General features: G+C 60.0%; 17 protein-coding genes and 1 riboswitch. Of the genes, 9 read left to right on the top strand and 8 right to left on the bottom strand.

What is annotated here, in order from left to right:
* The 3 genes from BSK43_RS02825 to BSK43_RS02815 all read right to left on the bottom strand — a co-directional run.
* Positions 1–397: GntR family transcriptional regulator (locus tag BSK43_RS02825; RefSeq protein ID WP_136686678.1), on the bottom strand; the 397-nt coding region annotated here is incomplete at its 3' end.
* Positions 398–519: 122 nt separating this feature from the next.
* Positions 520–1,545, bottom strand: coding sequence for an aldose epimerase family protein (locus tag BSK43_RS02820; protein WP_077470844.1), 1,026 nt, complete (start codon positions 1,543–1,545; stop codon positions 520–522).
* 279 nt (positions 1,546–1,824) lie between these two features.
* Entirely contained in the window at positions 1,825–2,412 is a 588-nt protein-coding gene (locus BSK43_RS02815) for a TetR/AcrR family transcriptional regulator (RefSeq protein WP_077470843.1), read from the bottom strand.
* A gap of 140 nt (positions 2,413–2,552) precedes the next feature.
* On the opposite strand from BSK43_RS02815, the gene BSK43_RS02810 reads away from it, so the two are divergent.
* Positions 2,553–3,110, top strand: coding sequence for a DUF308 domain-containing protein (locus BSK43_RS02810; protein WP_077470842.1), 558 nt, complete (start codon positions 2,553–2,555; stop codon positions 3,108–3,110).
* Positions 3,111–3,176: 66 nt separating this feature from the next.
* On the opposite strand, the gene BSK43_RS02805 is transcribed toward BSK43_RS02810, so the two are convergent.
* The 4 genes from BSK43_RS02805 to BSK43_RS02790 form a co-directional block, all read right to left on the bottom strand.
* Positions 3,177–4,364 (bottom strand): VWA domain-containing protein, encoded by a 1,188-nt coding sequence (locus BSK43_RS02805; RefSeq protein WP_077470841.1) that lies wholly within the window; start codon positions 4,362–4,364, stop codon positions 3,177–3,179.
* A gap of 3 nt (positions 4,365–4,367) precedes the next feature.
* Positions 4,368–5,294, bottom strand: a complete 927-nt coding sequence (gene metA / locus BSK43_RS02800) for a homoserine O-succinyltransferase (protein ID WP_077470840.1) — start codon at positions 5,292–5,294, stop codon at positions 4,368–4,370.
* A gap of 48 nt (positions 5,295–5,342) precedes the next feature.
* A riboswitch (SAM riboswitch) is annotated at positions 5,343–5,419 on the bottom strand.
* 132 nt (positions 5,420–5,551) lie between these two features.
* On the bottom strand, positions 5,552–6,169 hold the full coding sequence (locus tag BSK43_RS02795) for a hypothetical protein (protein WP_077470859.1): 618 nt from the start codon (positions 6,167–6,169) through the stop codon (positions 5,552–5,554).
* A gap of 26 nt (positions 6,170–6,195) precedes the next feature.
* Positions 6,196–7,038: a MoxR family ATPase gene (locus BSK43_RS02790; RefSeq protein ID WP_077470839.1), complete on the bottom strand. Its 843-nt coding sequence runs from the start codon at positions 7,036–7,038 to the stop codon at positions 6,196–6,198.
* Between the two features lie 165 nt (positions 7,039–7,203).
* Here BSK43_RS02790 and BSK43_RS02785 point away from each other — a divergent pair, with 165 nt between their 5' ends.
* Positions 7,204–9,054, top strand: coding sequence for an ABC transporter ATP-binding protein/permease (locus tag BSK43_RS02785; protein ID WP_077470838.1), 1,851 nt, complete (start codon positions 7,204–7,206; stop codon positions 9,052–9,054).
* Between the two features lie 90 nt (positions 9,055–9,144).
* Here BSK43_RS02785 and efp read toward each other — a convergent pair whose 3' ends face one another.
* The gene (gene efp / locus BSK43_RS02780) at positions 9,145–9,714 is read right to left on the bottom strand and encodes an elongation factor P (RefSeq protein ID WP_068389941.1); all 570 of its coding nucleotides are present in this window, start codon (positions 9,712–9,714) and stop codon (positions 9,145–9,147) included.
* A 151-nt stretch (positions 9,715–9,865) separates the two neighbouring features.
* Here efp and epmA point away from each other — a divergent pair, with 151 nt between their 5' ends.
* The 7 genes from epmA (at position 9,866) to BSK43_RS02745 (ending at position 18,211) form a co-directional block, all read left to right on the top strand.
* Complete coding sequence (epmA, locus tag BSK43_RS02775) at positions 9,866–10,930, top strand: EF-P lysine aminoacylase EpmA (RefSeq protein WP_077470837.1); 1,065 nt, start codon at positions 9,866–9,868, stop codon at positions 10,928–10,930.
* Positions 10,927–11,979 (top strand): lysine-2,3-aminomutase-like protein, encoded by a 1,053-nt coding sequence (locus BSK43_RS02770; protein WP_077470836.1) that lies wholly within the window; start codon positions 10,927–10,929, stop codon positions 11,977–11,979. The genes epmA and BSK43_RS02770 overlap by 4 nt, the downstream gene beginning before the upstream one ends.
* Positions 11,980–12,335: 356 nt before the next feature.
* A complete protein-coding gene (locus BSK43_RS02765) occupies positions 12,336–12,587 on the top strand; it encodes an acyl carrier protein (protein WP_068389950.1) in 252 nt (83 codons plus the stop codon).
* Positions 12,587–13,780, top strand: a complete 1,194-nt coding sequence (locus tag BSK43_RS02760; RefSeq protein WP_077470858.1) for an acyl-CoA dehydrogenase family protein — start codon at positions 12,587–12,589, stop codon at positions 13,778–13,780. The genes BSK43_RS02765 and BSK43_RS02760 overlap by 1 nt, the downstream gene beginning before the upstream one ends.
* Before the next feature lie 5 nt (positions 13,781–13,785).
* On the top strand, positions 13,786–14,694 hold the full coding sequence (locus BSK43_RS02755; protein WP_077470835.1) for an amino acid--[acyl-carrier-protein] ligase: 909 nt from the start codon (positions 13,786–13,788) through the stop codon (positions 14,692–14,694).
* Between the two features lie 8 nt (positions 14,695–14,702).
* Complete coding sequence (locus BSK43_RS02750; RefSeq protein WP_077470857.1) at positions 14,703–15,662, top strand: DUF1839 family protein; 960 nt, start codon at positions 14,703–14,705, stop codon at positions 15,660–15,662.
* A 77-nt stretch (positions 15,663–15,739) separates the two neighbouring features.
* Positions 15,740–18,211: a glycoside hydrolase family 2 protein gene (locus BSK43_RS02745; protein ID WP_136686676.1), complete on the top strand. Its 2,472-nt coding sequence runs from the start codon at positions 15,740–15,742 to the stop codon at positions 18,209–18,211.
* The last annotated feature ends 26 nt before the right edge of the window (positions 18,212–18,237 follow it).

Raw genomic sequence — 18,237 nt, 5'->3', positions numbered from 1 at the left:
AGGATTCTTCCGGCGCCGGCGCGCTGATGGTGCGCGACAAGACGCGGGCCGCCGGCTCGCGACCGCGCGAGCGCATATCGGCGGAGAAGGAGGAGAGGCGCCAGAGCGGCTGTTCGATGCGCTCGACATGCTGTGAGACGAAGGTGCCGCTGCCGTGGCGGGATTCGATGACACCGGAGGCGAGCAGGTCGCGGTAGGCGGTGCGTACCGTGACGCGGCCGATTTCCAGTGCCCCGGCGAGATCGCGCTCGCCCGGCAGAGCCGTGCCCGGTTTCAGCAGGCCTTCCTGGATAAGGCCCGTCAACGCCTGTGCCAGTCGCTTGTACAGCGGCCCGCTGCCGGTCCCGTCGCTGAGACCGCGGGTGTTCAATTCAGCGATCAAACTGGTTCTATCCATGACGTCCATATAGAACCTATTTAGAACCAATTCACAAGGTGAATCTGTCCGTCGGCCTAAAAATAATCGGCCGGGCGCTTGGGACGCCCGGCCGAATGTCAGGAAAGCTGGGCATGCCCGCTTCAGTTCTTGGTGAAAATATAATCCGTTTCCTGCCGCAATACCTCGCCCGGGCGGAGCACGGCATTGGGGAAGCCTTCATGATTGATGGCGTCCGGCCAGACCTGCGTTTCCAGGCAGAAGCCGGCGAAGGGGCCGATCTTGCGGCCGTCATGGCCCGGAACCGGAACATTGAGCTTGAAGCCCGTATAAAACTGCACGCCGGGCTCGGTGGTGCGCACTTCCAGCGACACGCCGGAATTGACGCTGCGGGCGAGCGCGACGGAGCGCTTGGCAGTGCGCTCGGTCGAGAGGCAGAAATTATGATCGTAGAGCGCCTGCTCTGATCCTTCGAACCGCTTCATCGGCGACATCTCGCGGAAATCGAACACCGTGCCTTCGACGGAGCGAACTTCGCCCGTCGGCACCTGCTTCTCATCCGTCGGGGTATAGTGATCGGCGGCGATCATGATGTCGTGGCCCAGCGCATCGTCGCGGCCGTCGAGATTGAAATAGGCGTGCTGGCAGACATTGGCGAGGGTCGGCTGGTCGGTGGTCGATTCATAAGTGATCGAAAATTCGCCGTTGCCATGCACCCAATAGGTCGCCTGGATCGTGCAATTGCCGGGATAGCCGGCGCGGCCATCGGGATCGACGATCTTCAGCACGACGCGGTCGACAGCATGTTCGACGATCGTCCAGTTGCGCTTGGCGATATTGTCCTTGCCGCCGTGCAGATGCGTGACGCCCTTTTCGTTGAGTTCGAGCTGGTATTGCTTGCCGTCCAGCGTGAAGCGACCGGCGCCGATACGGTTGGCGCAGCGGCCCGGCGTGGCGCCGAAATAGGAAGAATGGGCCGGATAATCAGCGAAATCGTCGAAGCCGAGGAGAAGGGCCGGGCTGTGGCCATCAAGCCGGAGATCCTGGATGACCGCGCCCCAGGACATGATATGCGCCGTCAGCCCGCCACCGACGATCTTGACGCGGTAGACGGTATCCCCATCCGCCGTCGTCCCAAAAACTTCCCGCTGCAAAGTGCTTTCCGTCATATCAGCTCATCCATTGCTCTCGAAATACGAGGCCAGACCCTGCCCCCATTCGTGCCGTTCCGCAACCGGTTCGACATGGAAATTAGGGGCGCAGGGTTACCGATCAAGCCTCGGCCCGGCTTTATCTCGCGGGCTTCGAAGCGCTAAACTGCGCTGCAAATGTGCAGTGCGTGCGACAGGCGTGATGCATTTTGCTTCGGCGCTTCGTGCGAGTGCCGCCAGTTGCGGCTCTTGGCTCTGAACACAGATGTCTGCGAGCTACTTCGACCCGGCAGTTCTTTAGCGAGCTGGGGCCAGCAGCCTGGTGATCTGCGGGCTGACGATTGTGCTGAACAGTCCGGGGTCGCCAAAAGCCCGCACGGAGAGCATTGCCCCATGTACCGATGCCATCAGCATTTGCGCCTCTTCTTCCGGCCGCTTGTCGAGCTGGAACAGGCCCTGCTCTGTGCCAGTCTTCAGAACTGAGGTCAGCCATCCCGCCAGACTATGGAAATGGGCGCGGACGCGTGACGCGACCTCTTCCGGCAGCATCTGCATCTCGCCAGCCAGCATGGCACAGACGCAGAAGGGCAGCGAGGCATCGCGAATGCATGTTTGCCAGAAATTCAGATAGGCCTGCAATTGTTCGGCAGGGCTTGAGACCTGCTCGCGAAGAGAATTCAAACCCCCGTCCACTTGCTGCCTGTAGCGGTCAACCAATATCGTGACCAGCTCGGCCTTTGTCGGAAAGTGATGGTGGATGCTCGCCTTCCGGATGCCGATCGCCGCCGAGATATCGGCGTAGCTGAAGCCGTTGTAGCCTCCCGCGATGATGAGGGATTGCGCGGTGTCGAGAATCTTTCCGGAAGTCGAAGTCATTGATTTCATGCTGCTGCCTACCTTCTGGTAGGTAATTTGTCAAGATTGCCTTGGTGCCTCGGCTTCTCACAAAGAGGTGTTCGGCTGGTGAGTTGACAGGCAAGTTTAGCCTTCCTACTAGTTGGTAGATTTCAACTTGGAGCCTGCCAATGCAAAACCAGTCCTCAAGCCAGTCCAGCTGGCTGCGATCCTATTATTTCGTGCGTGCCATATTCTCGATCGCCTGGATTGCCGCCGCCATTCTCTTTGGCGGGCAATCTCATCTCATTGCTTTCCTGCTCGTGATCTACCCGGCATGGGACGCCTTCGCCAATCTGGTCGACGCGCGGGTCAATGGCGGCCTCAAGGCCAACCCGTCCCAGGCATTGAATGTCGTGGTCAGCACGATAACCACGCTTGCGGTGATTGTGGCAGTCACCAACAGCACCTATGCGGTTCTGGCCGTGTTCGGCATCTGGGCGATCCTCTCGGGCCTCCTGCAGCTTTACACGGCGGTCAGGCGCTGGCGTCACTTTGGCGCGCAATGGGTAATGATCCTGAGCGGCGCGCAATCGGCCCTTGCCGGCGGGTTCATGATCAGCCGATCCGTTGGCGCTGCCGCGCCGACGATTCTGGATATCACCCCCTATGTCGGGTTCGGCGCATTCTATTTCCTGCTTTCGGCAATCTGGCTCGTCGTCGCAGCCTATCGCAAAGCTCACGCATAGAGTGGACCTGGCGGCGGCAAGGTGAAAGTCCATTTGCCGTCGCCGAAAGGGCGGGAGCGCTTGCGCCTAGCGCGACAGCTCCCGCGTCGCCTTCTCCAGCCCGCCGAGCGTCAGCGGGTACATGCGGTCTGCCATGAGACGGCGGATGAGGGAGATGGAAGTGGTGTAGCCCCAGTAATTTTCCGGCACGGGGTTGAGCCAGACGCATTTGCGGAAATGTCCGGTCACGCGGCTGAGCCAGACGCTGCCGGCCTCCTTGTTCCAATGCTCGACAGAGCCGCCCGGCTGGTTGATTTCATAAGGGCTCATCGAGGCATCGCCGACGAAGACGACGCGGTAATCTGGGCCGAAGGTGCGGATCAGGTCGGTCGTCGAGGTGATATCGACACGCCGGCGGCGATTGTCCTTCCACACGCCCTCGTAGGGGCAATTGTGGAAGTAGAAATAGTCCATATGCCGGAACTCAGAGCGGGCGGCGGAAAACAGTTCCTCCACTCCGCGGATATGATCGTCCATCGAGCCGCCGACATCGAAGAACATCAAAAGCTTGACGGCGTTGCGCCGCTCCGGCCGTGTCTGGACGTCTAGATAGCCGTGTTCGGCGGTGGAGCGAATGGTGCCGGAGAGATCCAGCTCGTCGGCCGCGCCCTCGCGCACCCAACGGCGCAGGCGCTTCAGCGCCACCTTGATGTTGCGGGTGCCAAGCTCGACGCCGTCGTCGAGATTCTGGAAGTCGCGGCGATCCCAGACTTTGACTGCGCGGCGGTGGCGCGAGGTTTCCTGGCCGATGCGAACGCCTTCCGGATTATAGCCGTATGCGCCGAAGGGAGAGGTGCCCGCCGTGCCGATCCATTTCGAGCCGCCCTGGTGCCGGCCCTGCTGTTCGGCCAGCCGCTGCCGCAACGTTTCCATCAGTCTGTCGAAGCCGCCGAGCGCCTCGATCTGTTTCCGCTCTTCTTCGGTGAGATGCTTTTCCGCCAGCTTGCGCAGCCATTCGTCGGGAATGGTGGTCGCCTCGACCGTGTCGGCACTACCGCCGATCGCCTCGACGCCACGGAAATAATCGGCGAAGACCTGGTCGAAGCGATCGATGAAGCGCTCGTCCTTGATCAGCGTCGTGCGCGCCAGATAGTAGAAGGCCTCGACATCGTAGTCGGCAATCCCCTCTTCCATTCCTTCAAGCAGCGACAGGAATTCCCGGAGCGTGACCGGCACCTTCGCTTCCTTCAGCTTCAGGAAGAAGGGAATGAACAAGCCTCAGGTCCTTTCCTGGCCGATCTCCTCCAGATCATACGGCGTGGTCTGGTAGATCTCGTTGATCCAGTTGCCGAAGAACAGATGCGCATGGCTGCGCCACCGGTTCTGCGGGGGGATTTCCGGGTCGTTGTGCGGGAAATAGTTGTGCGGCATCTTGATCGGCACGCCCGCATTCACGTCGCGGAAATATTCGTCCGCGAGCGAAGTGGAATCATACTCCACGTGATTGAACATGTAGAGCCGGTTGCAGGCCTGTTCGTGCACGAGACAGATCCCCATTTCGCTCGATTCCATCAGGATCTGCAGGCTCGGCACCTTTTCGATGTCGTTGCGGCGCACTTCCGTCCAGCGCGAGACCGGAATGGCGAAATCGTCGGAAAAGCCGTTGAGGTAGACGGAGGACGGCGCGAGGTTCTGGTGGCGATAGACGCCGAAGGCCTTTTCATTGAGCGTATGCTTCGGCACGCCATGGAAATGGTAGGCGGCGGCCATCGCGCCCCAGCAGACGTTCATCGTCGAATGCACATTGGTTGCCGTCCAGTCGAAGATCTGCCGCATCTCGTCCCAGTAGGTAACCTCTTCATACTCCAGCAGCTCGATCGGCGCGCCAGTGATGATGAAGCCGTCGAACTTGCGGTGTTTGACCTCTTCCCATGTCTGGTAGAAGGAAAACAGGTGCTCTTCGGAGGTGTTCTTGGCCTTGTGGCCGCCGACGCGGACCAGCGAAAACTCCGTCTGCAGTGGCGATGCGCCGACGAGGCGCGCCATCTGTATCTCGGTCTTGATCTTGTTCGGCATGAGGTTGAGAAGCCCGATCTGAAGGGGGCGTATATCCTGCCGGATCGCCACCGTTTCGGTCATCACCCGCACGCCCTCGTTCTGGAGGGTTTCAAATGCGGGCAGCGTATCGGGAATCTTGATGGGCATCGTTTTACTCGATCAAATGCAAAAAAACCGGCCGCAATATGAATCGCTACCGGTCCGCACGCGGCCCTTTAGCGACTTATTTAACGTGGCTGCAAGCCGCCGGCCAAATCACCACAGTCAAATTCCATAAACCTGCCGTGGCGGCTGGTCAATGGGCAAGCGTTGAGGCGGGCTGGTGGCCGCGCTTTCATGTTGTTTGTCACTTACTGACGTTCAAGAAGGGCTTGGGTCCCGTCTTAAAGTGATGTCGCAGATAGCTACGGAAAGGCGTTCGGGAAGCTATCTTCGAAAAGATAGAAATGATCGCTAAGTTTCTCTACGGTAATGTATTCGTCTGGCTCAGAATCAAGTTTTACGCAGTTGCCGCTCTTGTGACACGCTTCTGCAACTCGTTGACGCCAAGCGTCTGATTGCTGACCGACAGGCAAGCCTATCTCGTCGCTCTCGTCATAAACAAGAGTCACGTAAGTCTTTGCTATAAAAGTATCATCCCAGGCAAATGTATTGAAGCGCGGCGCTGTGCTTTGCGCGTTGTTGCGCTTGATCTGAGCAAGATATTCACCGCGAGTGACTGCAAACCTGACACGGTCAGGAGTCATGCCAGCAAAAGCAAGAAGGCCGGTTAAAATCAGCAGAAAAACTGGAGTTGCCAGGAGTGATAAAATTCGCCGCCAGCGGCGGCGTATTAAGTTGACGCAAAGCGAAACTAAAATTGCGATTGAAAGTAAGAGAAACGCTAAAAGATCAATGCTCCACCAATCCCAACCAGAGGGAAGCCAACCTTCCCAAGGCTGTATCAACATCGGTATGAACCAAAGAGCATATGTCCAGGTAAAATGGTCTCCACGCTTTATATTTGAATTGGGCACGGTCATCTTCGGCCTGTCACCACGAGCCTGCACTACTTGCCCTGCCCGCGCGCCATGAAGGCCAGCCGTTCGAAGAGATGTACATCCTGTTCGTTCTTGAGCAGCGCGCCGTGCAGCTTCGGCAGCACGCTTTTCGCATCGACACGCAGGGTGGCGGGATCGACCTCGTCGGCGACCAGCAGGCGGATCCAATCGAGGGCTTCCGAGGTCGATGGCTTCTTCTTCAGGCCCGGCACGTCGCGGATTTCGAAGAATTGCGTCAGCGCTGCCTGCACCAGCGCCTGCTTGATGCCGGGATAGTGAACTTCGACGATGCGGGCGAGCGTTTCGATGTCGGGAAAGCGAATATAGTGGAAGAAGCAGCGGCGCAAAAAGGCGTCCGGCAGTTCCTTCTCGTTGTTCGAGGTGATGATGACGATCGGCCGGATCGCGGCCTGGATCGTCTCGCCTGTCTCGTAGACATGGAACTCCATGCGGTCGAGTTCCTGCAGCAGGTCGTTCGGGAATTCAATATCGGCCTTGTCGATCTCGTCGATCAGCAGCACGCATTTTTTTGGCGAGGTAAAGGCCTGCCAGAGCTTGCCCCGACGGATGTAATTGCCGACATCGTGAACTCTAACGTCGCCCAACTGGCTGTCGCGCAGGCGCGAAACGGCATCGTATTCGTAAAGGGCCTGTTGCGCCTTGGTCGTCGATTTGACGTTCCATTCGAGGAGGTCGAGACCGAGGGCCCCCGCCACCTGCCGCGCCAGTTCGGTCTTGCCTGTGCCGGGCTCGCCCTTTACCAGAAGCGGCCGCTCCAGCCGGATGGCGGCGTTGACTGCGACCATCAAATCCTTGTCGGCGATATAGTCTGCTGTTCCCTGGAATTGCATCGGAAGGCTTTCTCAATCTTTCGAATGCAAGCTAATTGCTGACCTTATTCGGTTCAAGGCGTGAAACCGTGTATATAGCAACGTGATCGCACCGATCTATTGCTAGGATGGACATGAGGGCGGGTCATGGTTAACTGACGGTACGTGCGTCGCAGGGAAGTGCTGATGGCAGTTGAAGCGCAAGCCAAGCCGAATATCCAGGGGAACGAGCAGGTCGGATACGATTTGAGCCTCTTCTTTCGGCTGAGGATGATGTTCTCCGCGTTCTGGAATTCACCGGTGCGCTTCAAGATCATTTCCCTGACCGTAGCGCTGTTCGCAATCATCATGATCACCGCCTACGTCCAGGTGCTGCTCAACAGCTGGAACGCACCTTTTTACGATTCGCTGGCAAGGCGCGATATCTCCGCCTTCTTCCATCAGCTCGGCGTTTTTGGCATCATCGCCGGCTCGCTTCTGATCCTCAATGTCATCCAGGCCTGGCTCAACCAGATGACCGCGCTCTACATGCGCGAGGGTCTGGCACGAGATCTGGTGAACCAATGGCTGCAGGCCAAACGCGCGCTTCGTCTGGCCTCAGCCGGGCTGATCGGCGTCAACCCCGACCAGCGATTGCATGAGGATGCCCGCAATCTCGCCGAAAGCTCGACGGGCCTCGCCATCGGGCTGGTGCAGGCGACGATCCTGCTGTTGAGCTTCATCGGGGTGCTCTGGGAGCTTTCCAGCGGCATGGTCTTCCATTTCAAGGGCGCGAGCTTCTCCATCCCCGGCTACATGGTCTGGGCGGCGATCCTTTACGCTGGTTCGGCATCCTTCCTCAGCCAGTTCGTCGGCCGCCGGCTGGTGCGGCTGAACGCCGATCGCTATTCCAAGGAAGCCGAGCTGCGTTTCGCGCTCATGCATGCCAACGAACACATGCCGGCAATCGCCATTGCCGGCGGCGAGGAAAACGAGCGCAAGAGGATCAACCTCGATATTTCCGCCGTGCTTGCGGTCATCCGCCAGCTGGCGATCGCCAATACCAATCTTACCTGGGTTTCTGCCGGTTATGGCTGGCTGGTGCTGATCATCCCGATCCTGGTGGCGGCGCCCGCATATTTTTCCGGCGGGCTGACCTTCGGCCAGCTCATGGTGGCCGTGGGCGCCTTCAATCAGGTGAATTCAGCGCTGCGCTGGTATGTCGCCAATTTCGGCCCGATCGCCGAATGGCGGGCAACGCTGATGCGTGTCACCGATTTCCGCCAGGCCCTGACGGAAATGGACGACAAGACGCCGATGCCGCACACTCTCGTCTTCGATAATGCCGCACCGGGTACGATGGTGTGGACCGATATGGAGATTTCGACCAAGACCAGCGATGAGGCGACCGAGAACGGTTTCCAAATTGCCGAGGGAACGGTGACGATCAATGCCGGTGAGCACATCATGATCAACGGCGATCACGGCGTGAACCGCCGGCTGCTGTTCGAGGTGCTGGCGCATCAATGGTATAGCGGTTCCGGCACGGTCAGCCTGCCGCCGGCGGAAGACATGCTGTTCGTACCGCACACACCCTATGTGCCCGGCGGCACGCTCAGGGAGGCGATCTGCTTTCCGGAAGATCGGGATGCCTACGACGAGGCTGCTGTCGAGGCCGCCATGGAGAAGGTCGGGCTTACGCGTCTCAAGGGCCGCATCGATACGCAGGCCCGCTGGGACCGGCTGCTTGATACCGAAGAGCAGAAAGCTATCGGCTTTGCGCATCTGCTTCTGGCGAAGCCAAAATGGGTTATCCTCGACGATGTCCTCGAAGGGCTGGAGTCCGAGGTTCAGGCGATGCTCTGCGGATTGCTGGCGGAAATGACCGACGTCACCGTGATCTATGTCGGCCGCAATGAGGCCTATATGCACGCGATGTCACCGCGGGTGCTGCATCTGCAGGCCCTGGCCCCGCACGAGCATAGCATCGAGACGGATACGCCTCCAGCGCCCGCTGCGGCGGAAGAGCAGGATCAGAAAAAAGCCAATACGCCGTAGCGCGGTTAAACCGCCGCAGTTTTATCTGTCCAAAACGCAAAACGCCCCGTCGTTTGACGAGGCGTTTTTCATGCAATCAAGCTGAAGCGCTCAATCCTTGGCGCGTTCGACGTAGGAAACGTCTTCCGTCGCGATTACGACGCGGGTGCCGGCGTTGATGTGCGGCGGCACCAGGGTGCGCACGCCATTCGACAAGATCGCAGGCTTGTAGGAAGAGGAAGCAGTCTGACCCTTGACGACCGGTTCCGTCTCGGTGATCTCGAGCGTGACGTGACGCGGCAGCTGGAGGGCCAGCGCAATGCCTTCATGGATCGACAGGACGCAGGTCATGCCTTCCTGCAGGAAGGCCTTCTGGTCGCCCATGGTTTCGACATCGACGACGACCTGGTCGTAGGTGGCCGGGTTCATGAAGTGGAAGCCTTCGCCATCTTCATAGAGGTACTGGAAGTTCACGTCTTCGACGAAGGCGCGCTCGACCTGTTCGGTGGTGCGCCAACGTTCGGAGACCTTCACGCCGTCGACGATGCGGCGCATGTCGACCTGGGTGACCGGAGTGCCCTTGCCCGGATGAAAGTTCTGAGCGGTGAGAACGACGTAGAGCTTGCCGTCGACGTCGAGAACGTTGCCCTTGCGGACCGAAGAGGCGATGACCTTGACCATAAGACTTCCTTGTAACGCTGCGTTTTGCGTCGTAGAGGGACTGTCGAAATGCTCTCCGAGACGCAGCAATTGTTTGCTTGGGGGCGCAACTACCCTAAATCAATGGAAATTGCCACCCCCAACGCGGCTTGAGCCCCGAAGAAAGCTAGGAATGAAGCCAACGACGAGCAAAGCGTCCCCCTGGTGGACCCGCAATGTCCATGCGGACCGGCGGCCGTTCCTTCTCGGTCGCAATGCGATCCAGGCGGCGTTGCGCATCTTCTTTGCGCGTAACGACTTCATCGAGGTCGACACGGCGACGCTGCAGGTGTCGCCGGGCAACGAGGCGCATCTGCATGCTTTCGAGACCGAGGCCCTGACGACGGACGGCAAGGCATCGCCTCTCTACCTTCATACTTCGCCCGAGTTTGCCTGCAAGAAGCTGCTGGCCGCCGGCGAGGAGCGTATCGCCTGCTTTGCCCATGTCTATCGCAATCGCGAGCGCGGGCCGCTGCACCATCCGGAATTTACCTTGCTGGAATGGTATCGCGCCGGAGAGAGCTACGAGGCGCTGATGGCCGATTGTTCCGCGGTGCTGGCGCTGGCGGCGGAGACGGTCGGGGCGAAGAAGCTCACCTATCGCGGCGCCGAGACCGATCCGTTCCTCACGCCGGAGCGCATAAGCGTCGCAGCCGCTTTCGAGCGCTATGCCGGCATCGATCTTTTTGCCTCGATCGGCCTTGACGGATCTACCGACCGGGAGCGTCTGGCGGCCGACATGCGGCGCAATGGCATGCGGGTCGCCGAAGATGATCTGTGGCAGGATCTCTTCAGCCGGGTTCTGGTTGAGAAGATCGAGCCCAATCTCGGCTTCGGTCGCGCGACGATCCTTGATGAATATCCCGTTTCCGAGGCGGCCCTTGCCCGGCCTTCGGCTGGGGACCACCGCGTTGCCGAACGTTTCGAGCTCTATGCCTGCGGCGTCGAGCTTGCCAATGCCTTCGGCGAGCTGACAAATGCCGGCGAGCAGCGTCGGCGGTTCGAGATCGAGATGGCGGAAAAATTGCGCGTCTACGGCGAGACCTATCCGCTGGACGAGGATTTTCTGGAGGCGCTCTCCGTCATGCCCGAGGCAAGCGGCATTGCACTCGGTTTTGACCGGCTTGTGATGCTGGCAACCGGGGCCTCGCGCATAGAACAGGTGCTCTGGGCGCCGGTCGCGGAGTACGGAGCATGAATTCGATGCGTCCGATCAGGACTATCAGCGAGCTTGAGCGCGCCGGATTGATCGACGCCGACAAAGCGTTGTCGCTGGAAGCGGTGGCGGAGCGCTATGCGGTTGCGCTGACGCCGACGGTCGTGCGGTTGATCGACTCGGCCGATCCTGCCGATCCGATCGCCCGGCAGTTCGTGCCCGATGCGGCCGAATTGCTTGTCACGCCCGAAGAGCGCGCCGATCCGATCGGCGATCATGCGCATAGTCCCGTCGAAGGCATCGTCCATCGTTATCCGGACCGCGTGCTGCTGAAGGCAGTGCATGTTTGCCCGGTCTATTGTCGCTTCTGCTTTCGCCGCGAGATGGTCGGACCGCAGGGCCTTGGGACTCTCGATGGCGTGGCGCTGGACGGCGCCTTTGCCTATATCCGCGATCACAGCGAGATCTGGGAAGTCATTTTGACCGGCGGCGATCCGCTGGTTCTATCGCCGCGCCGGCTGGAAGAAATCCTGCGGCAGCTCGCCGATATCGACCATGTGAAGATCGTCCGCTTCCATACGCGCGTTCCCGTCGTCGATCCCTCGAGGGTCGATGCGGCCCTGATCGCGGCGCTGAAGGCCAGCGGCAAGACCATTTATGTGGCGCTGCATGCCAATCATCCCCGGGAGCTGACGGAGGAGGCGCGTGCCGCCTGCGCCCGGCTGGTCGATGCGGGGATCGTGCTCGTCAGCCAGTCGGTGCTGCTCAAGGGCGTCAACGATGATCCGGATGTGCTGGCGGCGCTGATGAAAGCTTTCGTCGAGACGCGGGTGAAGCCCTATTATCTGCATCATCCTGATCTTGCGCCCGGCACCAGCCATTTCCGCCTGACGATTGCCGAGGGGCAGGCGATCGTCTCGGCATTGCGCGGTCGGATCTCCGGCCTTTGCCAGCCCACCTACATCCTCGATATTCCCGGCGGCTACGGCAAGGCGGATATCGGCCGGAGCTCGGTTCGTGAGCTAGGCGAAGGCTGCTATTCGATTTCGGACTATCGCGGCGGCGATCACATCTATCCGCCGGAAGCCTAGAGCCGTTTTTCCTGCTTATACTTTCACTGACGCTCTGATTGTTATGCGTTTTCTCGAATAAAACGTAGTGGCGAGTTTGGCACGTTAACCTTATTGCCGTGGTCGCCTTTCCCGAAAACCGGCAGGTCTTAATATTAGATATATTAAATATTACTGCATAAACGGCAATTTAAATGCCTTACATTCGGTAAATTTCAATTAGGCTGATGTTGAATATAGGAATTTCCCACTAAGTATAAGTCCCATGTATTTACCACGTCGGTTAGTGGAGTGTTCTATTTTCCCTGTTACTTCTTGGCGAATAATAAGACTGCGTAACTACGGTTATGCTTGCCATTGCGAGAAGGGACTAGACTATGAACAAGACGATTCGCGATTTGCTGGCCAAGTTCGGTGCGCTCCCCGTTACTATCGATCAGATTGAAGACAATGCCGATCTTTATGCGGCGGGATTGTCCTCCTTCGCTTCCGTTCAGCTGATGCTCGGCATCGAAGAGGCGTTCGACATCGAGTTTCCCGATAATCTCCTCAACCGCAAATCATTCGCCAGCATCGCTGCGATCGAAAAGACCGTCAGCATGATCCTGGACAATCGAAAGGTCGCATGATGAGCGCGGCCGTCGCTTTGCACGAGGTTGGGACAAGTGATGCGCTGGCGGTGCGAGCCGCGCGCGTCGCCGCGATCGCCGGCCAGCACGCCGATGCCGTCGACACCGAGGGCCGATTCCCCCGCGAAGCCGCTGACGCCATGCGCGCCGAGAGGCTGCTGTCTATCCAGATCCCCGCCGCCCTTGGTGGCGAGGGCGCTTCGATCACCGAAATCGCCGAGCTTTGCTCGATCCTTGGCCAGGCCTGCGCGGCCAGCGCCATGGTCTTCGCCATGCATCACATCAAGCTTTCGAGCCTGGTCGAGCATGGTGCCGACAGCGATTGGCATCGCGAGTTCATGCGCCGCATCGCCAGGGAACAGCTGCTGCTGGCCTCTGCCACGACCGAAGGCGGTATTGGCGGCAATCTGCGCAACAGCATCTGTGCCATCAGGGTCGAAGGCGATACCTGCTTCCTGGAGAAGGACGCAACGGTCATCTCCTACGGCGCCCATGCCGATGCCATCCTGATCACCTCGCGCAGCCATGCCGAGGCCGCTTCTTCCGATCAGGTGCTGACGGTTTTCCTGAAGGATCAGTATTCGATCGAACGCACCGTCGAGTGGAATACGCTCGGGATGCGTGGCACCTGCTCCGATGGCTTCCTGTTCAAGGGTGAAGCGCCGGCCGTGCAGATCCTGCCGAAGCCGTTTGCCGAAATCGCGGCGCAGTCCATGCTGGCAAGCTCGCATCTGCTCTGGAGCGGCGTCTGGTACGGAATTGCCGCCGATGCCGTTGCCCGCGCGCAGGCATTCGTGCGTGCCGCCGCCCGCAAATCCCCCGGGGTACCACCACCCGGTGCGCTGCGTCTCGCAGAGACGTCAAGCATGCTGCAGATGGTCAAATCCAATGTGGTTGCCGGGCTCAAGGTCTATGAGGAAGCCAAGCAGGATGCCGACAGGCTCTCGTCCATGGCCTTCGCCGTTGCGATGAACAACGTCAAGATCGCGTCGTCGGAGATGATCCTGCCGATCATCAACCATGCCATGCTGATCTGCGGCATCATGGGCTACAAGAACGGTACGCCCTACAGCCTCGGCCGCCATCTGCGCGACGCGCACTCGGCGCAATTGATGATCTCGAATGACCGCATTCTCGGCAATACGTCGACCATGCTGCTCGTCCACAAACAAGATACCAGCCTGTTGGGGTAATCGTCATGGATATGCAAACCTCGTTTCTCGACCGCCTTTTCGAATCTGGTCTTCTGATCGACACCGGCGTTGATGGTCTCTATGGCCGCAGCGGCCAGTTCGAAGACGTGATTGCCGCCTTTGAGCGGCTGATCGACAAGTTCGGCGGCGCCGATGGCGCCGAAGCCATCCGCTTTCCACCCGGTATGAACCGCGTCTTCTTCGAGAAGAGCGGCTACATGAAGAGCTTCCCGCAGCTCGCCGGCACCGTGCACAGCTTCTGCGGTCACGAGCTCGACCATATGAGCCTGTTGAAGTGCATGGAAGTCGGCGACGATTGGACGAAGGATCAGCAGGCGACCGATATCGTGCTGACGCCGGCTGCCTGCTATCCGCTTTACCCGACGGTTGCCAAGCGCGGTGCGATTTCGGACAGCGGCGCACTGTTCGATCTGCAGTCCTACTGCTTCCGCCACGAGCCCTCGAAAGACCCGGCTCGCCAGCAGCTCTTCCGCATGCGCGAATATGTCTGCATGGGCACCGAAAAGCATGTGACGGATTTCCGCCAGAGCTGGATGGACCGCGGCGTCGAGATGATGAAGGCCGTTGGCCTCGAGGTGAATATCGACACTGCCAACGATCCCTTCTTCGGCCGTGCCGGCAAGATGCTCGCCAACAATCAGCGCGACCAGAACCTGAAGTTCGAGCTGCTGATCCCCATCACCTCGACCGCCAATCCGACGGCCTGCATGAGCTTCAACTATCATCAGGATGCGTTCGGGACGAAATGGGGGCTGAACTTCGCTGACGGCACCGTCGCCCATACGGCCTGCGTCGGCTTCGGCCTGGAGCGTATTGCGCTGGCGCTGTTCCATCACCACGGTCTCGACGTCAAGGAATGGCCCGAGAATGTGCGCAAGACGCTGTGGGGCTGATCGCTTCCATGGCCGCCGTATTTGAGGGACTGGATCCCGCCGCCTATAAGCCACATGCGTTGCATGACAGCGAACGCATGTGGCCCGAGACCAATTGCTACATCGATCTCTGGATCGAGGTGCTTTCAACCTTGAACCTGCCGCCGGAAGCCATGCTCGGCTTCACGATGGGCCAGGATTTCGAGGGCGATCAGTTCACCTTCTTCAAGGTGCCGCTCGAAGATCTGGAAGCGCTCTACGGCATCCGCTGCACCGAGCTTGCGATCTACGACAAGGTCCAGAACCACGTCGCCGAGCAGATCGGCCGTGGCCGGCTCTGCCTGGTGGAGATGGACTCCTTCTTCATGCCGGACACGCAGGGCGTCGGCTATCGCCGCGAGCACGGCAAGACGACGGTGGCGATCAACCATCTGGATATGGAAGGCCGCACGCTTGACTATTTCCATAATGGCGGCTTCTTCCAGCTGTCGGGCGAGGATTTCGACGGGTTGTTTCAGCTGCATCTGACGGATGAGGATCTGCCGTTTCTGCCTTATACGGAATTTGCCAAGTCGCCTCAGAAGGCGCCGGGCGAAGCCGCGATCCGCGAGACGTCACGGCAGCTGCTGCCCTTGCATTTCCGCCGTCGCCCGCAGGCCAATCCGATCCGCGCCTTTGCCGAGGTCTTCCCGGCTCAGGTCGAGGCGGTGGCCGAACGGCCTTTCGGCTTCTTCCATAAATATGCCTTCAACACGCTGCGTCAGCTCGGCGCCAATTTCGAGCTTGCGGGCAGCCATCTCGATTGGCTGACGGTAGATTTTTCCGATGCAGCCGCCGAAGCGCGGCGGATATCGGAAGCCGCGAAGTCGGTGCAGTTCCAGCTTGCCCGCGCCATTACGCGCAAGAAATTCGAGCCGTTGCGGACGGCGCTTGATCCGGCCGCCGATGCATGGGATGCCATGATGGGGCTGCTTGAACGGAAGCTCTGAACGGCTTCCGTTCGATGCGAGACGGCTCGGCGATTTCGGGTTAGGTTTGGGGCGGGGAAATCCTCCGGAAAGATGTCATGGACGGGCGCTTGGCAAGTATCGGTGGCGAAATGCGGCTGAGCGAGGGATGGAATCTGGTGCTGACGGATGCGGGCACCTGCGTCTCGCCTTCCGACGTGCCGCTTTCGGCCGGCCTGATCCCGGCGCCGGTGCCGGGCACCGTGGCGGAAGCGCTGGAAAAAGCCGGGCTGTTTGACCGCACGAAACCACACCCGCTCAATGACCGGGATGCCTGGTACATCTGCCGTCTGATCGATGCGGATGCCGGCGATGCCGTGTTGCGGCTGGAAGGTTTGGCGACGCTCTGCGAGGTCTTCCTGAACGGTCATAAAATCCTCGTCTCCGAAAGCATGTTCGAGTCCCATGATGTCGCCGTCACGCTACTTGGCGGAGATGAGCTGGCGTTATGTTTCCGGGCGCTGGAGCCGAGGCTCTCCGAACCAGGCCCGCGCGCCCGCTGGCGGCCGCAGATGATCACGCCGCAGGGCCTGCGCCTCGTGCGCACGACGTTGCTCGGCCACATGCCCGGCTGGTGCCCGGAGATACACGCCGTCGGTCCATGGCGGCCGGTTTCGCTTCTGCGCGCCGGCACACCCATTGTTAGCGATCTCTCCCTGCGGCCGGATTTGCTCGATGATGGCGAAGGCCGGCTCTATGCATCGCTTTCGATCGAGGGCGACGTAAGCGAGATCGTCCTGCGCTGCGGCGATATCGAGCAGACTTTCGAGCGGGATAGTCCTGGCCGCTATAATGCGATCCTGAAAATCCCCGGCGTGGAGCCTTGGTGGCCGCATACGCATGGCACGCCAAGCCTCCACGACGTCGTGCTTGTGATCGATGGCATTGACTATCCCCTTGGCCAGACCGGCTTTCGGCGTCTGTCTGTCGATCGCGGCGCCGATGGGCAGGATTTCGCTGTTGTCGTCAACGGCGAGCGGATTTTCTGCCGTGGCGCGGTCTGGACATCAGCCGATATCGCGCGCCTGCCCGGGAGCCGCGAGGATTACGAACCGTGGCTGCGGCTGTCGGCTGCGGCCGGCATGAACATGATCCGCATCGGCGGCACGATGGCCTATGAGACGCCGGATTTCTTCCGCCTTTGCGACGAGCTTGGCCTGCTGGTCTGGCAGGATTTCATGTTTGCCAACTTCGATTACCCGAAGACCGACAAGGTCCTCAACGCCCATGTCGAGGCGGAAGTCTCGCAATTTCTGGGCCGTACGCGCCTGTCCCCCTCACTTGCCGTCCTTTGCGGCGGCAGCGAGATGCAGCAGCAGGCGGCGATGATGGGCTTGCCCGAACAGTTCTGGAAGAGCCCGATCGTCGAGGAGATCATCCCGCCGCTGGTGCAAGCGCTTCGGCCCGATGTGCCCTATGTGGTCAACTCGCCCTTCGGGGGCGCCATGCCGTTTTCGCCAAATGCCGGCGTGACGCATTATTACGGTGTCGGCGCCTATATGCGGCCGCTTGCCGATGCGCGCCGCGCGGATATCCGCTTTTCCGCCGAAAGTCTGGCATTCGCGCATGTGCCGCAGGCGCGCACGCTCGGCCGGCATTTGCCGGTTCCGGCCGTTCATAGCCCGCTATGGAAGGAGCGCGTTCCGCGCGATCGCGGCGCATCCTGGGATTTCGACGATGTGCGCGATCATTATCTTCAGGAACTCTATGGTTTCGAGCCGAGCCAGCTGCGGCGAGAGGACCCCGATCTCTATCTAGGCCTTTCTCGCGCCGTGACCGGCGAAGTCGCCGAGGAGACTTATGCCGAATGGCGGCGGCAAGGCTCCGGTTGCAACGGGGCGCTTGTCTGGACGCTGCAGGATCTGCTGCCCGGCGCCGGTTGGGGCGTGATCGATTCGACCGGTGAGCCCAAGCCGATCTGGTATGCGCTGCGCCGCGCCTTCCGGCCGGTGCAGGTGCTGCTCACCGACGAGGGCACCAACGGCCTCGACGTGCATGTAATCAACGAGACCGGAACTGCGCTCGAACTGACGGTTCAGGTTTCTTGCCTGCGCGATGGCCGGCAGATTGTCGTCGGTGGCGGCCGTGATCTGACGATCGAAGCGCGCGGCAAGCAAAAGATTGCCTGCACGGATCTTTTCGGCGCCTTCTTCGATACGACCTATGCCTTCCGCTTTGGGCCGCCGTCGCACGATGTCACGGTGGCACAACTGACGGCATCCGATACAGGTGCGCTGATCGCCGAGGCCTTTTATTTCCCACTTGGCCGAACCAAGGCGTTTCATGATGCCGAGATCATGGCATCGGCGGTCCAGCAAGGTGAGAATTGGTTCCTCGATCTCAGCAGCGATCGGCTGGCACAATCGGTGCAGATCGAATTCGAAGCCTACCGCGCAGAGGATGACTGGTTTCATCTACCGCCGGGCAGCAGCCGGCGGCTTCGCCTATATCGCCGGGCTGGAGTGCCCGTTGATGCCATTCCGATGGGGCAAATTCGCACGATCAGTAGCCGGCGAATCGTTGAGGTGTAAGTGAGTTGCGGCGAATGCAGGGATCT

It is taken from the genome of Rhizobium sp. P44RR-XXIV (genome assembly GCF_001999485.2).
GTDB lineage: Bacteria > Pseudomonadota > Alphaproteobacteria > Rhizobiales > Rhizobiaceae > Rhizobium.
Note: the sequence above shows the minus strand (reverse complement) of the source record. Positions and strands in the feature narration are given on the sequence as shown.

Excerpts from the sequence above, each read along its gene's own strand:
- BSK43_RS02745 (WP_136686676.1), top strand. The coding sequence starts at position 15,740 with ATGGACGGGCGCTTGGCAAGTATCGGTGGCGAAATGCGGCTGAGCGAG.
- BSK43_RS02790 (WP_077470839.1), bottom strand. The coding sequence starts at position 7,038 with ATGCAATTCCAGGGAACAGCAGACTATATCGCCGACAAGGATTTGATG.
- BSK43_RS02765 (WP_068389950.1), top strand. The coding sequence starts at position 12,336 with ATGAACAAGACGATTCGCGATTTGCTGGCCAAGTTCGGTGCGCTCCCC.
- BSK43_RS02795 (WP_077470859.1), bottom strand. The coding sequence starts at position 6,169 with ATGACCGTGCCCAATTCAAATATAAAGCGTGGAGACCATTTTACCTGG.
- BSK43_RS02760 (WP_077470858.1), top strand. The coding sequence starts at position 12,587 with ATGAGCGCGGCCGTCGCTTTGCACGAGGTTGGGACAAGTGATGCGCTG.
- BSK43_RS02770 (WP_077470836.1), top strand. The coding sequence starts at position 10,927 with ATGAATTCGATGCGTCCGATCAGGACTATCAGCGAGCTTGAGCGCGCC.
- BSK43_RS02820 (WP_077470844.1), bottom strand. The coding sequence starts at position 1,545 with ATGACGGAAAGCACTTTGCAGCGGGAAGTTTTTGGGACGACGGCGGAT.
- BSK43_RS02755 (WP_077470835.1), top strand. The coding sequence starts at position 13,786 with ATGGATATGCAAACCTCGTTTCTCGACCGCCTTTTCGAATCTGGTCTT.
- epmA (WP_077470837.1), top strand. The coding sequence starts at position 9,866 with ATGAAGCCAACGACGAGCAAAGCGTCCCCCTGGTGGACCCGCAATGTC.
- BSK43_RS02815 (WP_077470843.1), bottom strand. The coding sequence starts at position 2,412 with ATGAAATCAATGACTTCGACTTCCGGAAAGATTCTCGACACCGCGCAA.
- BSK43_RS02810 (WP_077470842.1), top strand. The coding sequence starts at position 2,553 with ATGCAAAACCAGTCCTCAAGCCAGTCCAGCTGGCTGCGATCCTATTAT.
- BSK43_RS02750 (WP_077470857.1), top strand. The coding sequence starts at position 14,703 with ATGGCCGCCGTATTTGAGGGACTGGATCCCGCCGCCTATAAGCCACAT.
- BSK43_RS02785 (WP_077470838.1), top strand. The coding sequence starts at position 7,204 with ATGGCAGTTGAAGCGCAAGCCAAGCCGAATATCCAGGGGAACGAGCAG.
- efp (WP_068389941.1), bottom strand. The coding sequence starts at position 9,714 with ATGGTCAAGGTCATCGCCTCTTCGGTCCGCAAGGGCAACGTTCTCGAC.
- metA (WP_077470840.1), bottom strand. The coding sequence starts at position 5,294 with ATGCCCATCAAGATTCCCGATACGCTGCCCGCATTTGAAACCCTCCAG.